The sequence below is a fragment of the Nocardioides sp. genome (assembly GCF_036267815.1).
GTDB lineage: Bacteria > Actinomycetota > Actinomycetes > Propionibacteriales > Nocardioidaceae > Nocardioides.
Window position 1 is genome coordinate 1 of the sequence record NZ_DATAVI010000023.1, and the last position, 15,393, is coordinate 15,393.

At 72.6% G+C, this 15,393-nt stretch carries 19 protein-coding genes; 12 read left to right on the forward strand and 7 right to left on the reverse strand.

What is annotated here, in order from left to right; translation table 11 throughout:
* The 3 genes from VHW64_RS03555 to VHW64_RS03565 form a co-directional block, all read left to right on the forward strand.
* On the forward strand, positions 1-738 hold a 738-nt coding region (locus VHW64_RS03555; protein ID WP_329649130.1), incomplete at its 5' end, for a glycerophosphodiester phosphodiesterase family protein.
* A 31-nt stretch (positions 739-769) separates the two neighbouring features.
* Complete coding sequence (locus VHW64_RS03560) at positions 770-877, forward strand: hypothetical protein (RefSeq protein ID WP_329649131.1); 108 nt, start codon at positions 770-772, stop codon at positions 875-877.
* Between the two features lie 27 nt (positions 878-904).
* Positions 905-1,054 carry a DUF5926 family protein gene (locus VHW64_RS03565; RefSeq protein ID WP_329649132.1) on the forward strand — a complete coding sequence of 50 codons (150 nt, stop codon included), beginning with the start codon at positions 905-907 and terminating at the stop codon, positions 1,052-1,054.
* A gap of 162 nt (positions 1,055-1,216) precedes the next feature.
* Here the strand turns inward: VHW64_RS03565 and VHW64_RS03570 are convergent, their stop codons facing one another.
* Both VHW64_RS03570 and VHW64_RS03575 read right to left on the reverse strand, forming a co-directional pair.
* Entirely contained in the window at positions 1,217-2,455 is a 1,239-nt protein-coding gene (locus tag VHW64_RS03570) for an arginine deiminase (protein ID WP_329649133.1), read from the reverse strand.
* A 35-nt stretch (positions 2,456-2,490) separates the two neighbouring features.
* A complete protein-coding gene (locus VHW64_RS03575) occupies positions 2,491-3,096 on the reverse strand; it encodes a TMEM165/GDT1 family protein (RefSeq protein ID WP_329649134.1) in 606 nt (201 codons plus the stop codon).
* A 108-nt stretch (positions 3,097-3,204) separates the two neighbouring features.
* Here VHW64_RS03575 and VHW64_RS03580 point away from each other — a divergent pair, with 108 nt between their 5' ends.
* Entirely contained in the window at positions 3,205-3,993 is a 789-nt protein-coding gene (locus VHW64_RS03580; RefSeq protein ID WP_329649135.1) for a VOC family protein, read from the forward strand.
* Here VHW64_RS03580 and VHW64_RS03585 read toward each other — a convergent pair.
* Positions 3,968-4,819 (reverse strand): prephenate dehydratase, encoded by an 852-nt coding sequence (locus tag VHW64_RS03585; RefSeq protein WP_329649202.1) that lies wholly within the window; start codon positions 4,817-4,819, stop codon positions 3,968-3,970. The genes VHW64_RS03580 and VHW64_RS03585 overlap by 26 nt on opposite strands.
* 40 nt (positions 4,820-4,859) lie before the next feature.
* Between VHW64_RS03585 and VHW64_RS03590 the strand changes: the two genes are divergently transcribed.
* The 3 genes from VHW64_RS03590 to VHW64_RS03600 all read left to right on the forward strand — a co-directional run bounded on the left by VHW64_RS03590 (position 4,860) and on the right by VHW64_RS03600 (position 6,710).
* Positions 4,860-5,267, forward strand: coding sequence for a DUF4446 family protein (locus VHW64_RS03590; protein ID WP_329649136.1), 408 nt, complete (start codon positions 4,860-4,862; stop codon positions 5,265-5,267).
* Positions 5,268-5,425: 158 nt separating this feature from the next.
* Positions 5,426-6,034, forward strand: a complete 609-nt coding sequence (locus tag VHW64_RS03595) for a hypothetical protein (RefSeq protein WP_329649137.1) — start codon at positions 5,426-5,428, stop codon at positions 6,032-6,034.
* A gap of 10 nt (positions 6,035-6,044) precedes the next feature.
* Entirely contained in the window at positions 6,045-6,710 is a 666-nt protein-coding gene (locus VHW64_RS03600) for a hypothetical protein (protein ID WP_329649138.1), read from the forward strand.
* Here VHW64_RS03600 and VHW64_RS03605 read toward each other — a convergent pair.
* On the reverse strand, positions 6,609-8,183 hold the full coding sequence (locus VHW64_RS03605; protein ID WP_329649139.1) for a diacylglycerol kinase family protein: 1,575 nt from the start codon (positions 8,181-8,183) through the stop codon (positions 6,609-6,611). The genes VHW64_RS03600 and VHW64_RS03605 overlap by 102 nt on opposite strands.
* Before the next feature lie 75 nt (positions 8,184-8,258).
* Here VHW64_RS03605 and serS point away from each other — a divergent pair, with 75 nt between their 5' ends.
* The 5 genes from serS to VHW64_RS03630 all read left to right on the forward strand — a co-directional run bounded on the left by serS (position 8,259) and on the right by VHW64_RS03630 (position 12,830).
* A complete protein-coding gene (gene serS / locus VHW64_RS03610) occupies positions 8,259-9,542 on the forward strand; it encodes a serine--tRNA ligase (RefSeq protein ID WP_329649140.1) in 1,284 nt (427 codons plus the stop codon).
* Positions 9,539-10,378: an HAD-IIB family hydrolase gene (locus tag VHW64_RS03615; protein WP_329649141.1), complete on the forward strand. Its 840-nt coding sequence runs from the start codon at positions 9,539-9,541 to the stop codon at positions 10,376-10,378. Before serS ends, VHW64_RS03615 begins: the two co-directional genes overlap by 4 nt.
* Positions 10,375-11,136, forward strand: a complete 762-nt coding sequence (locus VHW64_RS20380; RefSeq protein ID WP_329649142.1) for an HAD family hydrolase — start codon at positions 10,375-10,377, stop codon at positions 11,134-11,136. Before VHW64_RS03615 ends, VHW64_RS20380 begins: the two co-directional genes overlap by 4 nt.
* A complete protein-coding gene (locus tag VHW64_RS03625) occupies positions 11,133-11,744 on the forward strand; it encodes a hypothetical protein (protein WP_329649143.1) in 612 nt (203 codons plus the stop codon). The genes VHW64_RS20380 and VHW64_RS03625 overlap by 4 nt, the downstream gene beginning before the upstream one ends.
* A gap of 153 nt (positions 11,745-11,897) precedes the next feature.
* Positions 11,898-12,830 (forward strand): hypothetical protein, encoded by a 933-nt coding sequence (locus tag VHW64_RS03630; protein ID WP_329649144.1) that lies wholly within the window; start codon positions 11,898-11,900, stop codon positions 12,828-12,830.
* Positions 12,831-12,921: 91 nt separating this feature from the next.
* Here the strand turns inward: VHW64_RS03630 and VHW64_RS03635 are convergent, their stop codons facing one another.
* Genes VHW64_RS03635 through VHW64_RS03645 form a run of 3 tightly spaced genes read right to left on the reverse strand, consistent with a single transcriptional unit; the run spans position 12,922 to position 15,370 of the window.
* Positions 12,922-13,515, reverse strand: coding sequence for a bacterial proteasome activator family protein (locus VHW64_RS03635; protein WP_329649145.1), 594 nt, complete (start codon positions 13,513-13,515; stop codon positions 12,922-12,924).
* A gap of 41 nt (positions 13,516-13,556) precedes the next feature.
* Entirely contained in the window at positions 13,557-14,534 is a 978-nt protein-coding gene (locus tag VHW64_RS03640; protein WP_329649146.1) for an NAD(P)H-quinone oxidoreductase, read from the reverse strand.
* Positions 14,531-15,370 (reverse strand): NTP transferase domain-containing protein, encoded by an 840-nt coding sequence (locus VHW64_RS03645; protein ID WP_329649147.1) that lies wholly within the window; start codon positions 15,368-15,370, stop codon positions 14,531-14,533. Before VHW64_RS03645 ends, VHW64_RS03640 begins: the two co-directional genes overlap by 4 nt.
* Between the last annotated feature and the right edge of the window lie 23 nt (positions 15,371-15,393).

A 15,393-nucleotide genomic window follows, 5' to 3' on the forward strand; every position in this document is an offset into this window, starting at 1 on the left:
GCGCTGGAGTGCGATGTCCGGCTCACCGCCGACGGCCACCTGATCTGCGTCCACGACCGCGACCTGCGGCGTACGGCGAGCACGCGCGGCCTGGTCTCCACCATGGAGCTGGCCGACCTCGGCGAGCTCGAGTTCGCATCCTGGAAGAACCCCTGGGCGTCCTTCGACGACGAGGCCGGCGACCCCGACCCGGACCTCGACAAGGTGCTCACCCTGCACCGGCTCCTCGAGACGGTCGCCGAGGCGGACCGCCGGATCGAGCTGGCCATCGAGACCAAGCATCCGACACGGTACGGCGGGCTCGTCGAACGCCGCGTGGTCGAGGCGCTGGCGGAGTTCGGCTGGTCCGGCGCCGACAGCCCGGCCCGGGTGATGAGCTTCTCCTACGTCGCGCTCCAGCGGATGCAGCGCCTGGCGCCCGGTCTGCGGCTGGTGATGCTGATCGACAAGGCGCGCCACTGGCCAGTACTGGGGCCGGTGGTCGATGACGACTGGATCCTGGGTCCGGGCATGGAGGCGCTGACCAAGCACCCGAGGTTCGCCCAGAAGATGGCCGAGAACCCACGCGACGTCCACGTCTGGACGGTCAACACCCCCGAGCAGCTCGACCTGTGCCTCTCCCTGGGCGTGGACGCCGTGATCACCGACAAGCCGAGCAGCGTCATCGGCTGGCTCGACGAGAGAGACCTCTGGCTACCCTCGCGCCACGGCCAAGAGGTCACGGACCCTGGCACGTGACCGGGCGCGCGCCCAGGTCGCCTCCGGCGAGGTGGGTCCGCGCGAGCCGTGTCCGCGCGGCTCGGGGCGGCGCTACAAGGCCTGCCACGGCTCAGCTGGGCACGATGCTGCCGATGGCGGCGCCGGCGATGGTGCGTGACTCCGGCGAGGTCTGGCCGGGCTCCAGGTGCGCCACGGCCTCGGCGACCCGCTGGAGGACCCGGCGGCGGCGTTCGCGGTCCGGCTCGAGGAGGCCCTCGGCGACGAGACGGGCCCGGGCCCGACCGAGCGCGCCGCACGCACCAGGCTCACCAGCCAGCAGGTCACCCTCCGCTGAGCACTCTCCGCTGAGCCCCCGACGCCCGCCTGGACACGCCGGGCACCGGGTTGCCCCGCTGTGGCGGGTTCGCTAGCGTCGTCCACGGCCCGGTCGTTGTTGCCTCCCCCGTCGACATCGACCGGGCCCTCTCACGTCTCGACAAGGACGGCCACCTCCCGATCAGGGCAGGGGATCGCGCTCGATCGGGCAGCTCATGCACCGCGGGCCGCCCCGCCCGGAGCCCAGCTCCGAGCCGGCGATGCGGACCACCTCGATGCCGGCGTCCTCCAGCCGGGCGTTGGTCTCGTCGTTGCGCTCGTAGGCGACGGCGACCCGCGGCGCGAGGGCCAGGGTGTTGTTGCCGTCGTCCCACTGCTCGCGCTCGGCGGTGACCGGGTCGAGGCCGGTGTCGATCTGGTGCAGCGTGTCGATCCCCATCGCCTTCGCGGCGGCGACCAGGAAGGGCTCGGCGCCGCCGACCCGGAGCTCCAGGCCGGCGTCCTCCGAGCCGGGGACCGGCGTGACGGTGTACGCCGTGAGGGTGTCGGCGATGTTGGGGTACATCACGACCTTGTCGATGTCGACCATCGTGCACACGGTGTCCAGGTGCATGGTCGCGCGCTCCTGCGCGATCGGGACGGCGAGCACGGTGTGCGCGAGGCCGGCGGTGAAGACCTCGCGGGCCAGTTGCTCCGCGCCGGCCGGCGTGGTGCGCTCGCCGACGCCGATCGCCAGCACGCCCGGGGCGAGCAGGAGGACGTCGCCGCCCTCGACGTGCTCGTGACGCCAACCGTGCAGGCGGGACGCGACGGCGAAGCGCGGGTGGGCCGAGTAGATCAGCTCGGTGAGCTGGGTCTCGCGAGCCCGGGCCGGCATCGCCAGTGACGTGATCGTCACCTGCTCGCGCACCCAGACCGAGGAGTCGCGGGTGAACAGCAGGTTGGGCAGCGGGTCGATCAGGAAGTCGTCGCTGGGCAGCAGCGAGGTGACCAGGCCGAAGCCGCCCCGGACCTCGTCGTTGCGGACCCCGGCGGTCAGATGCCCGGTCAGCTCCTCTGGCGAGGAGCCGTGCAGCATCGGACCGAGCCAGCGCCGCATGGTCTCGCCGAGGTGCAGGCTCTCCAGCGCCGTCTCGATCGCCCGGTCGCGGGCGGCCTCGTCGGCCAGGGTCTCGGTCAGCAGCTCGGTGAGGTACAGCACCTCCACGTCCCTGGCCCGCAGCGCGGCGGCGAACGCGTCGTGCTCCTCCTGGGCGCGCGCCACCCAGGGGATGCCGTCGAAGAGCAGCCGGTCGTTGTTGCGGGGAGTGAGGCGCGTCAGCTCGGGACCGGGCCGGTGGAGCATCACCGTCCGCAGGCGCCCGACCTCCGAGTCCGCGCCTGCGGCACGCGGGCCGCGAGAGCTGGGGCTGGTCGACATGGGCCGCACTCTAACCGGGGGCTTGGGCCTGGGGGTCAGGCCGCAACCACCTGGTACGCCGTGATGGCGGCGAGCAGCAGGCAGACGGCCGCTCCGACGTAGTGGATCGTCGAGAGCCGGAGGTAGCGCAGCAGGACGCGCCCGGCGACGACGGCCAGCCCCGACACCGTCAGCAGGGCGGTCCAGGCACCGACGAACACCGAGACCGGGTCGTGGTAGCGGCCGACCAGGCTGAGGGTCAGCAGCTGGGACAGGTCGCCCCACTCGGCCGCGAACAGCACCAGGAAGCTGGCTCCCACCGCGGCCAGACCGGACCTCGAGGTGCCGGCCTTCGCGGCGTACTCCTCCTCGGTCGCGGCCTCCGATGCGTCCGCCTTGGGAGCCTCGCGCAGCAGCAGCACGGCGCCGACGGCGAAGATCAGGCCGGCCGCGATCTCGACGAGCCGGTGGGGCAGCAGCGTGACGAGCCCGCCGACCGTGCACGCCAGGAGCGTCTGCGCCAGGAAGGCCAGCCCGACCCCGACCCAGACGGCCAACGGCCGGTAGCGCGTGGAGAGGACGAGCGTGGCCACGAACGTCTTGTCCGGGAGCTCGACCAGGAAGATCGCGCCGAAGGCGATGGCGAGCACGGCGAGGTCCACTTTGCTCAACCTATCCGGACCGGGCATTGCCACTGTCGGTGCCGGGGTGTTGGCTCCTCGGAGGGGCGGGCCCCACCGGACGAGCCCCATCGGACGAGAGGGAGAACCATGGCCACCTTCGAGCACTACGACCAGGGCACACCGAGCTGGGTCGAGCTCTCGACGCCCGACCAGGCCGCCTCGCGCGACTTCTACGCCGGGCTGTTCGGCTGGGACTACGACGACAACGACATGGGCGAGATGGGGCACTACTACGTCGCCACCTTCCAGGGCAGCGAGCTGGGCGGGGTCGGCGGTCAGCCGCAGGGCCTGGAGGGCCACCCCGCGTACTGGGGGGTCTACCTCGCGGTCGACGACGTCGACGCGGCGACCGCCAAGGTCGAGGCGGCCGGCGGCACGGTCGAGGCCGGGCCGTTCGACGTCGGCGAGGCCGGCCGGATGTCGGCGATCGTCGACCCGACCGGCGCTCGCGTCGGGCTGTGGCAGGCGGGCGAGACGAAGGGCACCCAGCGCGCCAACGAGCCCAGCACGCCCACGTGGAACGAGTGCGTCACCTCCGACGTCGCGGCCGCCGTCGCCTTCTACGGCGCGGTGCTCGGCATGGGCAGCGAGGCGATGGAGATGGGCGAGCTGGGCAGCTACACCGTGCTCACCGACGTCAACGGCCGCCAGGTCGGCGGCTGCATGGACCTCGCGATGCTGCCCGACGGGGTCCCGCCCCACTGGAACGTCTACTTCAACGTCGAGGACGTCGACGCCAGCGTCGCCAAGGCCGGCGAGCTTGGCGGTACGACGGTCGTGCCCGCCATGGACGTGCCGGGGGTGGGTCGGATGTCGATGATCGCCGACCCCCAGGGCGCCATGTTCTACGTCATGGCCGCGGAGGGCGCTGCCTGAACGGGTCCGCGGGGTAGACGCCGAGGATCTTCACCTCGGTGGTGAAGAACGCCAGCTCCTCCAGGGCCTGGCGCACGGGCAGGTCGTCGGCGTGCCCGTCGACCTCGGCCAGGAACTGCGTGGCGGTGAACTCCCCACCGACCATGTAGCTCTCGAGCTTGGTCATGTTCACGCCGTTGGTCGCGAAGCCCCCGAGCGCCTTGTAGAGCGCGGCGGGGAGGTTGCGGACGTTGAACACGAAGCTGGTCACCACGGCGCCGTTGCCGGCCGGCGCCTTCTCGAAGTCGCGGGACAGGACCACGAACCTCGTCGTGTTGTGGTCCTCGTCCTCGACCTCGTCCAGCAGGATCTCCAGGCCGTAGATCTCTGCGGCCAGCGGTGGCGAGATGGCCGCCTGGCTGCGGTCGCCGGCCTCCTTCACCTCCCGCGCGGCTCCGGCGGTGTCGCCCGAGATCACCGGCACGAGGCCGTGCTGGCGGATCACCCGGCGGCACTGCCCCAGGGCGTGCACGTGGCTGTGCACGGTCCGCACGTCGTCCAGCCGGGTCCCGGGGATGCCCAGCAGGGCAAACCGGATCCGCACGAAGTGCTCGGCCACGATGTGCAGTGGCGAGGTCGGCAGGAAGTGGTGGATGTCGGAGACCCGGCCGGCCAAGGAGTTGTCGATGGGGATCATCGCGAGGTCGGCCTCGCCGTTCTCGACCACCGCGAAGCAGTCCTCGAAGCTCGCGGCCGCGATCGGCTCCGCGTCGGGGAAGCGCTGCTGGCAGGCCAGGTGCGAGTTGGAGCCCGGCTCACCCTGGTAGACGATCCTCACGCGCGTCAGTGTCACATGTTCGCCCCGCGCACGATTACTCTCGTTCAGCGTGTGGATCCTCGGTGTCGTGGCTCTCGTGGTGGCGCTGGTCGCCGCCGCCCTCGCCCTCGTGGCCCTGCGAGGCCAGCGGGCGTACGCGGCCGCCGTGGGCGGCCTCGCCGGCGGCGCCCTGCCGGAGGACGTCCAGGGCCTGCGGCAGGAGGTGGCCGCGCTCCGGGTGGAGGGCGCCGATGCGCTCCGCCACCTCGCGGTCGTCCGCTACGACGCCTTCGGCGACATGGGTGGGCGCCTCTCGTGGTCGGTGGCGCTCCTGGACGACGCCGGCGACGGCGTCGTGCTGACCTCCATCCACGGGCGCTCCGATGCCCGGACCTATGCCAAGAGCGTCGCCTCGTGGACCTGCGACCAGCCGTTGTCGGAGGAGGAGTCGGAGGCGATCGGCCACGCCCGGCCCTGAGGCCCTGACCGGGGCCTGACCGACGCAAGGTCACGACTCGGACACGGTCCGGCGTGTCGAGCAACTCCGTCGCGGCGCCACACGTCTTCCAGACGTGACGGGCCTCCGATCGGGCGGATCCCCGCGCGCCGACGGGTGTGGAGCAACGGGGGTTGCCGATGGCCACGACTCATCTCCCGGGCACGGGCCTGGGATCAGCGGTAGGCGCACGTCGTCGGCGGCTCGCGGTCATCGCCGGGGTGGTCCTCGTCGGTGCCGCGATCACGGTCCCGTTCGCGCTGCGCGGACTCGACCACGACCGGCCGGCGACCTCGGCCACCCGTCAGCAGGTGACGCCGCCGGCCTCGAGCCGGCCGCATCAGCACCACGCCACCACCGACGCCGCGTTGGGCACGCAGGCCGACCTGCCGCCGCTGCTCTCCGACGGTGCCCCCGCCCTCCGCGAAGGTGCGGCGGTCCGGGTCGGCGACGTGACCGAGGGGAGCCTGCGGCACACGACGGGCGCGGGGTGGCAGGTCATGGTCCGATGGGCCGGACACCTCCAGCCGCTGACCGCCCGTGGACCGGTCCCGCTCGGCGCCGGCTCCTGGGTCGCCCGGTCGGGCCTGCTCTACACCCGCGTCGCGACCTCCACGCCCGGTCGCTACGACGTGTACTCCTGGCAGCCGCAGGGCGGCTCGGCGTACTCCGCGCCGACCCTGGTGGCCTCGCCCCTGGGCGCGGTGTGCTTCAACGCGTCGTTCACCGCGTTCGGGGACTGCCGATAGGGTCGTCGCCGTGACGGCGACAGGTCAGGTACTGGCCGTTCTCGGCCTCGCCGGGACGGGCAAGTCCGTCGCGGTCGGCTACCTCCAGCGCGTGTACTCCGTGGACCCGGTCTACTTCGGCGGGGTCGTCATCGGCGAGGTCGAGCGCCTGGGCCTGCCGATCACCCCCGACAACGAGCGGGTGGTCCGGGAGGACCTGCGTCGCCAGGAGGGGATGGCCGTGATGGCCCGGCGCTCGCTGCCGGCCATCGAGTCCTCGCTGCGGTCTCACGGCGTCGCCGTCGTCGACGGTCTCTACAGCGGTGCGGAGCTCGACCTGCTCCACGGGGAGTACGACGCCCGCCTGGTCACCATCGCCATCCACGCCGACCGCAGCGTCCGTGAGGCCCGGCTCGGAGCCCGGGTGGTTCGTCCGCTCAGCCCCGAGGAGATGCGCGCCCGAGACCGCGCGGAGGTCGAGGCCCTCGACAAGGCCAGGCCCATCGTGCTCGCGTCGGTGCAGCTGACCAACAACGGCACCGAGGCCCAGCTCGAGGCGAAGCTGGCGAGGCTCGTCGACCGCCTGCGCGGTGGCTCAGCGGGGGACCCTGACCAGGACCCGGCCGTGCAGGCAGGTCATGGTGAGCTCACGGCCGGCGCCGACGGGGTCTCCGTCGAGCTGCCGCGGGGTCGGTGACGCGGCGCGGACCGTGACCGTGCGCCCGCGCATCCGGGCGATGGTCTCGTCGGTCTCCGGCCGACGTGCGAGCACGCGGAAGGCGAGCGGCAGCCAGGAGACGATCCGCTTCGGGTAGAGCAGCACCACGTCCAGCAGGCCGTCGTCGATGGCCGCGTCCGGGAGCAGGGGCATCCCCGCCTGGAGGGTGCCGACGTTGCCCACCACGACGGTGCGAGCCCGGTGTGGGGTCGGGTCCTCGCCGTCCACCGAGATCTCGATCCGGACCACGGGAGACATCATCGCCCTGGTCCCCGAGAGCAGGTAGGCCACCCAGCCGACCTTGGCCTTGAGCTGCTCGTTGACGCCCTGCATGATCGCGGCGTCCAGGCCCATCCCGGCCATCACCATGAAGTGGGTGTCGGCCATGCCGTCGCCGGAGACCTCGACCAGGTCGATCGCGCGGTCCTGACCTGTCAGGGCCACGTCGATCGCGGACCGCAGGTAGAGCGGGACACCGAGGTTGCGGGCGAGCAGGTTGCCGGTGCCCGCGGGGATGATCCCGACCGGGATGCCGGTGCCGGCCAGCTCGGCGCAGACCTCGCGCACCGTGCCGTCGCCGCCGCACACCAGCACGAGGTCGGCGCCCGCGACCGAGGCCTCCTCGGCCATGCCCGTGCCCGGGTCCTCGACGGTGGTGTAGTGCCAGCTCGGTGCCGACCACCCGGCTTCGCCGGCCATCGCCGTGAGGATCGAGCGGAACTGCCCGACGTCCTCGAGCTTGGAGGGGTTGACCACCACCGCCAACCGCCGGTTCGACGGCACCGACTCGGTCAGGGGTACGGCGAACTCCGCGTGGCTGCGCGGCAGCGGGCTGTAGACCGCGAGCCACAGCAACGTCATGCAGGTGCCCAGCAGCCAGCCCCCGAGGACGTCGCTGGGGTAGTGCCGGCCGAGGAGCACGCGGTCCGCGCCGACCAGCAGCGGCACCAGCACCGCCACGACGTAGATGAGGTGACGCAGCCCCGAGCGGCGTACCAGCATCGCCGCCAGGACGACCACGACACCGCCCAGCGCGGCGGTGGTGGCGGCGTGCCCGGACGGGAAGGACCCCGAGGTGAGCCGGCCCAGCGGGTTCTGCCAGACCGGGCGCTCACGGCCGTCGACCGCCTTGACCGCGGGGTAGAGCAGGCTCGTGCTCACCACGACGAGCACGGTGTACCCGGCGGCCCGGCGGTGATGACGCAGCCACAGCGGGACGACGAGCAGCACGGTGAGGACCACGGTCCCGACCGTCGCGAAGCAGGCCTCCACGCCACGCAGCACGTGCACCAGGCCGGCGCTCCCCCGCGCCCAGTGCTCGGCGGACCGCCCGACGTCGTCGACGCTGCCCAGCGGGGTCCGGGTCATGTGGACCAGGATCGCCAGCGTCGCGAACGCGACCGCGCACACGCCGGCCCACGCCAGGAGCAGGGGGCGGGGTCGGTCGAGCACGCGCGCCAGTATGCCGGGAGGCCTCGTCGGCGAACTCGTGTGCTGCTCTCGGCGTCGCGCCGATAGCCTTTGCCTGTGATCGACCCGAAGGTGCTGCGAGAGGACCCCGACCGCGTCCGAGCCGCCCAGGCCAAGCGCGGGCTCTCCGACGCCGTCGTCGACCTGGCGGTGGCCGCCGACACGGCTCGCCGCGGAGCCATCGTGGCCTTCGAGGCCAAGCGCGCCGAGCAGAAGCAGCTCGGCAAGCAGATCCCGCAGGCGCAGGGCGAGGAGAAGGCCGCCCTGCTCGCGCAGACCAAGGTGCTCTCCGCCGAGGTGAAGGCCGCCGAGGCGGCCCAGACCGAGGCCGAGGAGGCGTGGCGACGCGCGATCCTGGACATCCCCAACCTGGCCGCCGACGAGACACCGGCGGGGGGCGAGGAGGACTTCGTCGTCCTCGAGACCGTCGGCACCCCGCCGGAGTTCGACTTCGAGCCGCGCGACCACGTCGAGCTCGGCCGGATGCTCGGCGCGATCGACATCGAGCGCGGCGCCAAGGTGTCGGGGTCGCGGTTCTACTTCCTGACCGGGATCGGCGCCCAGCTGGAGTTCGCGCTGGTGAACATGGCGCTCGACCAGGCGCGTGCCAACGGGTTCACCCAGGTCGTGCCGCCGTCGCTGGTCAAGCCGCGGGCCATGGAGGGCACCGGCTTCTTGGGCCAGGCGGCCGACGACGTCTACCGGATCGAGGGCCAGGACCTCTACCTCGTCGGCACCTCGGAGGTGCCGATGGCGGCGTACCACTCCGAGGAGATCCTGGACGCGACGACCCTGCCCCTGCGCTACGCCGCGTTCAGCCCGTGCTTCCGCAAGGAGGCCGGCTCGCACGGCAAGGACACCCGGGGGATCTTCCGGGTCCACTGGTTCGACAAGGTGGAGATGTTCGTCTACACCACGGTGGAGGACTCCTTCGCCGAGCACCGCCGGCTGCTGGAGTGGGAGAAGGAGTTCCTCGACAAGCTCGAGCTCTGCTACCGCGTCATCGACGTCGCCGCCGGAGACCTCGGCCTCTCGGCGCAGCGCAAGTTCGACTGCGAGGCGTGGATCGCGAGCCAGGGCCGCTACCGCGAGCTCACCTCCACCTCCAACTGCACCGACTTCCAGACCCGACGGCTCGACACCCGGGGCCGCTTCCCGGCCGACGGCAAGGATCCGGAGATCCGGCCGATCGCGACCCTGAACGGCACCCTGTGCTCGACCAACCGCCCGATCATCGCCCTCCTCGAGACCCACCAGCAGGCGGACGGGTCGGTGGTCGTCCCGCAGGCGCTCCGGCCCTACCTCGGGGGTCTCGAGGTGCTCAAGCCGGTCACCGAGTGACCCACGAGACGAGCTGGCGACCACGCCTGGTCGCGCTCGACATCGACGGCACCCTCTTGGCCTGGAGCGCCGGCAGCGGCGTCACCGAGATGAGGGTGAGCCCCTCGGTCGAGGCCGCCGTCCACCGTGCGCAGGCCGCGGGGGCGCACGTGGTCCTGGCCAGCGGTCGCTCGCCGTACGGCATGTCCTCGGTCGCCGATCTGCTGGAGCTCCACAAGGGCTCCGACGATCGCCTCTGGGTGGTCGCGAGCAACGGCGCCGTGGTGTTCCGCTACCCCCCGGTCGAGGTGGTGCACGAGGTGACGTTCGACGCCGCGCCGGCCGTGTCCGCGATCCTCGAGCACCGGCCGAACGCGCTGGTCGCGGTCGAGGAGCGGGGCATCGGGTACCGCGTCAACAGCCGGTTCCCCGAGGGCGAGCTCCAGGGTGAGTCGATCATCACCGACGTCGCGGACCTGGTCGCCCGACCGGTGAGCAGGGTGATCGTGCGTGACCCGGAGTCGTCGGTCGAGGAGTTCGCCGAGCTGCCCCGGCAGCTCGGCCTGCACGAGATCGGGTACGTCGTGGGCTGGACCGCCTGGCTCGACCTCGCACCGGTCGGGGTCAGCAAGGCCCTCGGCCTGGAGCACGTCGCGGCCGAGCTGGGCGTCGACCGGGCCGACGTGCTCGCCATCGGCGACGGCCGCAACGACATCGAGATGCTCCAGTGGGCCGGCCGCGGGGTGGCGATGGGTCAGTCGGTCGACCTCGTCAGGGAGGCCGCCGACGCCGTCACGGACACCGTGGACGACGACGGCGCCGCCACCGAGCTCGAGCGCTACTGGCCGGCGACGTGACCGGGCTCAAGCTGGTCGCGACCGACCTCGACGGGACCCTCCTCGACGGCGCCGGCGAGCTGGGGGAGTACACCCAGCGCGTGCTGAGGCAGGTGCAGGAGCAGGGCGTCCGGGTCGTCGTCGTGACCGCCCGGCCGTTGCGTCGGATGGAGTCGCTCTGGCCCCGGGTCGGTGGCGACCGCGGCATCGGGATCGTCTCCAACGGCGCGGTCACCTACGACATCGGCCGGCGCGAGGTGGTGGAGTCCCACGGCATCTGCGCCGAGGCCGGGCTGCCGCTCGCCGCGCTGGTCCGGGCGGCCGTGCCCGGCACGGCGTTCGGGCTGGAGGTCCTGAGCGGGTACCGCCACGAGCCCGGCTACGTCGACCTGCACCCGACTCCGCCGGACATGCGGGTCGGGGACCTCACCGAGCTCTGGGACGAGCCGGCGGTGAAGCTCCTCGCCCAGCACCTGACCATGGACCCCGTGGAGTTCCGGTCCCGCGTCACCGACGCGGTCGGCGACCTGGCGACGCCCACCTGGACCACCGACCCGCCTCGGGGTGGTGCGCGAGGAGGTCGTGGCCTTCGGGGACATGCCCAACGACATCCCGATGCTCGGCTGGGCCGGCCCGTCGTACGCCGTGGCGAACGCGCACGAGAGCGTGCGCGCGGTCGCGGACGAGCTGGCGCCGGGCAACGCCGAGGAGGGGGTGGCGCAGACGCTCGGCCGGCTGTTCGGCCTGGGTCGTGGCCGTGTGATGTGATGGTGGGATGACCGGAACGCGACGGGTGCGAGGCGTGGCCGCCTGGGCCGCGCTCGTCGCCGGCGCCCTCGTGGCCACCCCGGCGGTGCTGGCACCGGCGTCCGCGGCGACGGCGCCCGCGACCTGCCGGCAGCCCGGCCTGGCCAAGCAGATCAGGCAGGCCGACGATGTGTTCCGCGGGGTGGTCGACAAGGTCCGGCCGGTCAAGGGCAAGGGCAGGCAGCGCTCCCGGACCTACAAGGTCACCCCCGACCGGGTCTACCAGGGGTCGCTGGTCACCGACTCGGTGGTGGTGACCGCCGCCGTCGGCACGAGGTGCCCCCCGGCCACCTTGAAGCACGGCAGGCGCTACATCTTCTTCGTCACCGAGGACGGCTCGCGCCTGATGGCCACGTCGGCCACGGCCAAGGCCGGCACGAAGCTCACCGCCCAGGTGATCGCCAAGCTCGGCGACGGCGTGCAGCCGCGCAAGAGCCAACCGGCGACCGCGACGTTCACCATGGTCGCCGACGCCTCACCACCCGCGCTCTCCCGCCTGCTCGCCCCGGGCGCCGCCCTGGTGATCGTGAGCCTGCTCGGACTGCTCGTCGTCGGCCGCCTCGGCCGCCGCCCCAGTTGAGTGGCCGCCCCCGCCGTTGAGTGGTGAGTTCTGACCTGTTGAGTTGCGGGTTCTGACCTGTTGAGTGGCGAGTTGTGTTCACCCTTGCCGGGTTATCCACAGCTCTCGGGCACTGGCCGAGCGGCCGCGACGATTTACGGCAAGCCTGGGGCGATGGACCTCTCGGAGCTACCCGTCGTCCCGATCGCGACTCGATGCGCGGCGGCGCACGGACTCACCCCCAGCCGGCTGCGTCGCGCCGTACGTCGTGGGCTCCTGCGGCCAGTCCTCCGCGGCGTCGTCCTACGTGCCGACATCCCTCTGACGACCTCGGCGAAGCTCGCGGCCGCGGCTTGGGTGGTCAACGAGACGTCGGTTGCCTGCGACCGCACCGCAGCCTGGATCTGGGGTGTCGATGTCCACGAGTTCCGTGAGCTCGACGGCATACCGCCGGTCGAGACCTGTGTCCTGCGTGGTCGTCGGCGGTCAGAGCGCAAGGAGGTGCGAGGTGGTTCGCGCGACCTGTCACCCAGCGACTGGCTGGAGGTCGACGGCGTCAAGGTGACGACGCCCCTTCGCACGGCGGCGGACCTGGGGTGTGCGTTGCCGCGTCGACAGGCGCTGGCTGCAATGGACGCGTTGATGCGCGCCCACGGCTTCAGCCATCGCGACCTGTACGACATCCTGCCGCGCTACTTTCGGCGGCGGGGCGTGGTCCAGCTTCGCGAGCTGGCGCCCCTGGTGGACCCGCGCGCGGAGTCCCAGCGGGAGTCGTGGACCAGGCTGGAGCTGCTCGACCACGGTCTGCTGGCGCCCGAGCTCCAGTGGTGGGTCTACGTCGACGGCGTCCCGACGTACCGGCTTGACCTGGCCTACCCGCACGCGAAGGTGGCGATCGAGTACAACGGTGAGGAGTTCCACACCTCGCCCGAGGCCCGAGCGCGAGACGAGGCCCGCCGCCGTTGGCTGGAGGCCAACGGATGGACCGTCATCGTCGTGGACCGATCCGACTTCGCCGGCATCGGCGACCGGCGGTGGATCGCCGAGGTCTCCGCCGCCCTGAGCCACGCCCAGCGTCCCGTGGTGCGGCTCTACCCGCGAGATTGACAGCGGCTCCCCAACGGGTTGGAACACGCATCTCAACGGGTTGGAACACGCATCTCAACGTTGAGCGGGGGAGGGGCGGGGCGGGGCGGGGTCAGAGGTACATGCCGGACTGGCCGCCCTCTTCGCCGGTCTGCTGGGGTACGCCGGGCCCCTGACCGCCGAGGGTCTGCCGGGGTCCGCCCGGCTGCTGACCGCCCGGGAGGGCGCGTCTCATCTGCTCGAACTGCGCGCGGGCGGAGACCTGCTGGGCGTAGATGGCGGTCTGGATGCCGTGGAAGAGACCCTCGAGCCAGCCGACGAGCTGGGCCTGGGCGATGCGCAGCTCGGCGTCCGACGGCGTGGCCTCCTCGGTGAAGGGCAGCGACAGCCGCTCCAGCTCCTCGACGAGCTCGGGGGCCAGGCCGCTCTCGAGCTCCTTGATCGAGGCGCGATGGATCTCCTTGAGGCGGTTGCGGCTGGCGTCGTCCAACGGCGCCGACTTCACCTCCTCGAGCAGCTGCCGGATCATGCTGCCGATCCGCATCACCTTCGCCGGCTGCTCCACCAGGTCGGTGAGCTCGCGGAGGTCGTCGCCGTCGTCGTCCCCACCCGCGCCCCCGACCACGGCCTCGGCCGGGACGGAGACGGGCTGTCCGTCCGGGCCGACCACGATGACGTGCTGCTGTCCGGACTGCTCCTCGCTCATGCGGCCACCCTACAAACGAGCCGCCACTGCCGGCACGGCGCTCAGACGGTGAGGAGGATCTTGCCGGTGCTCTCGCCGCTCTCCATCAGGCGATGGGCCCGTCCCGCCTCGGACAGCGGCAACGTCGTCCCGACCACCGGGCGGATGGTGCCGTCGGCCACCAGCGGCCAGACGTTCTCGACGACGGCCGCGCAGATGGCGGCCTTCTCCCCGGCCGGACGTGCCCGCAGGGTGGTCCCGGCGACCGCGGCGCGCTTGCGCATGAGGATGCCCAGGTCGAGCTCGGCCTTCGTCCCACCCTGGAGCCCGATCACGACCAGCCGGCCCTGCGTCGCCAGCGCCTCCACGTTGCGCCCGAGGTACGACGCGCCCATGTTGTCGAGGATGACGTCGGCCCCGGCGCCGCCGGTGGCCCCCTTGAGCACCGCGACGAAGTCGTCGTCGCGGTAGTCGATGGCGATCTCCGCCCCGAGACCGGTGCACAGGGCACGCTTCTGCTCCGTGCCGGCGGTGGCGAACACGCGGGCTCCCAGGGCGGTGGCGAGCTGGATCGCGAAGGTGCCGATGCCGCCGGCCCCCCCGTGCACGAGCAAGGTCTCGCCGGTGCGCAGGCCGGCCACCATCATCAGGTTCGACCAGACGGTGGCCGCCACCTCCGGCAGCGCGGCGGCGGTGACCAGGTCGACGCCGTCCGGCGTCGGCATCAGCTGCCCGGCGGGCACCGCGACCCGGGTGGCGTACCCGCCGCCGGCGAGGAGGGCGCACACCTGCTGGCCGACCTGCCAGCCGTCGACCTCCGCCCCGAGCGCCGCGACGGTGCCGCTGCACTCCAGGCCGAGGATCGGGGAGGCACCCGGCGGCGGCGGGTAGTGGCCCTGGCGCTGGAGGAGGTCGGCGCGGTTGACGGCCGTCGCGACGACGTCCACCAGCACCTCCCCCGGGCCCGGCTCGGGGTCGGGGACCTCGGCGTACTCCAGGACCTCCGGCCCGCCTGGCTCGCGCGGGAGGACCGCCCTCACTCGTCGTACTCGTCGTCGGTGTGGTCGACCGCGGCGTCGTCGGGGACCTCGTCCTCGACGTCCACCGGGTCGGGGGCTCCGGAGAGTCGGTCCCAGCCCTCGGCCAGTGCCTGGGCCCGGGCGGCCAGGCGCTCGACCCCCTCCTCGTCGGCCGCCGCCGCGCCCGCGGCGTAGCCCAGGAGGTACGTCGTGATGGGCGCGGCCATCCGGATGACGTTGTCGGCGGCGACCTTCGCCACGTCGAGGATCAGCGACTCGTCGACCTCGGTCTCGATGTCGAGGGTGTCGCACAGCTCGTCGATCCAGTCGTGCAGATTCACGGCGCCCAATCTATCGGGCCCCTCCATCCGGGCGAGATCCTCCCAGGTGTCGATGTCGTCGGCCTCCGCGCCGAGAGCCGGGACGTCGCGCGTCGACCCCGCGTCCATCAGCAGCCTCATCGGGGCGCCGGGCACGGTCTCCGGGGCCGGCACCACTCCTGGCCGGATCGCGGCGGCGAGCTGGCGGCGGCCGCCAGGGTCGGTCAGCCACGCGCCGTCGCAGCCGTCCGCGGCCGCGAGGAGCCGCGCCACGGTCCGAGACGTGACGTGCGGCATGTCGACGGCCAGGACCACGACCAGGTCGTAGTCCTCGCGCAGTCCCGCCACTCCCGCAGCCAGCGCCGCCAGAGGTCCGCCGCCGACGTCGCGACCGACCACCACGACCTCGTCGGCGTCGGCCACGGCGGCGCGGGCGTGCTCGAGCAGGGGCCGGCCGCGATGACGGAGTGCGGCCTTGTCGGCGCCGCCGACGCGCGAGCCCGCGCCGCCGGCCACGATCACCGCTGCCCACCTCACCCGTGCATGGTGGCAGGCTGGCC

What these genes read in the sequence shown, in the direction of transcription:
- VHW64_RS03630 (WP_329649144.1), top strand. Translation starts at nt 11,898, where the DNA reads ATGGACCTCTCGGAGCTACCCGTCGTCCCGATCGCGACTCGATGCGCG.
- VHW64_RS03635 (WP_329649145.1), bottom strand. Translation starts at nt 13,515, where the DNA reads ATGAGCGAGGAGCAGTCCGGACAGCAGCACGTCATCGTGGTCGGCCCG.
- VHW64_RS03570 (WP_329649133.1), bottom strand. Translation starts at nt 2,455, where the DNA reads ATGTCGACCAGCCCCAGCTCTCGCGGCCCGCGTGCCGCAGGCGCGGAC.
- VHW64_RS03595 (WP_329649137.1), top strand. Translation starts at nt 5,426, where the DNA reads ATGGCCACGACTCATCTCCCGGGCACGGGCCTGGGATCAGCGGTAGGC.
- VHW64_RS03580 (WP_329649135.1), top strand. Translation starts at nt 3,205, where the DNA reads ATGGCCACCTTCGAGCACTACGACCAGGGCACACCGAGCTGGGTCGAG.
- VHW64_RS03625 (WP_329649143.1), top strand. Translation starts at nt 11,133, where the DNA reads ATGACCGGAACGCGACGGGTGCGAGGCGTGGCCGCCTGGGCCGCGCTC.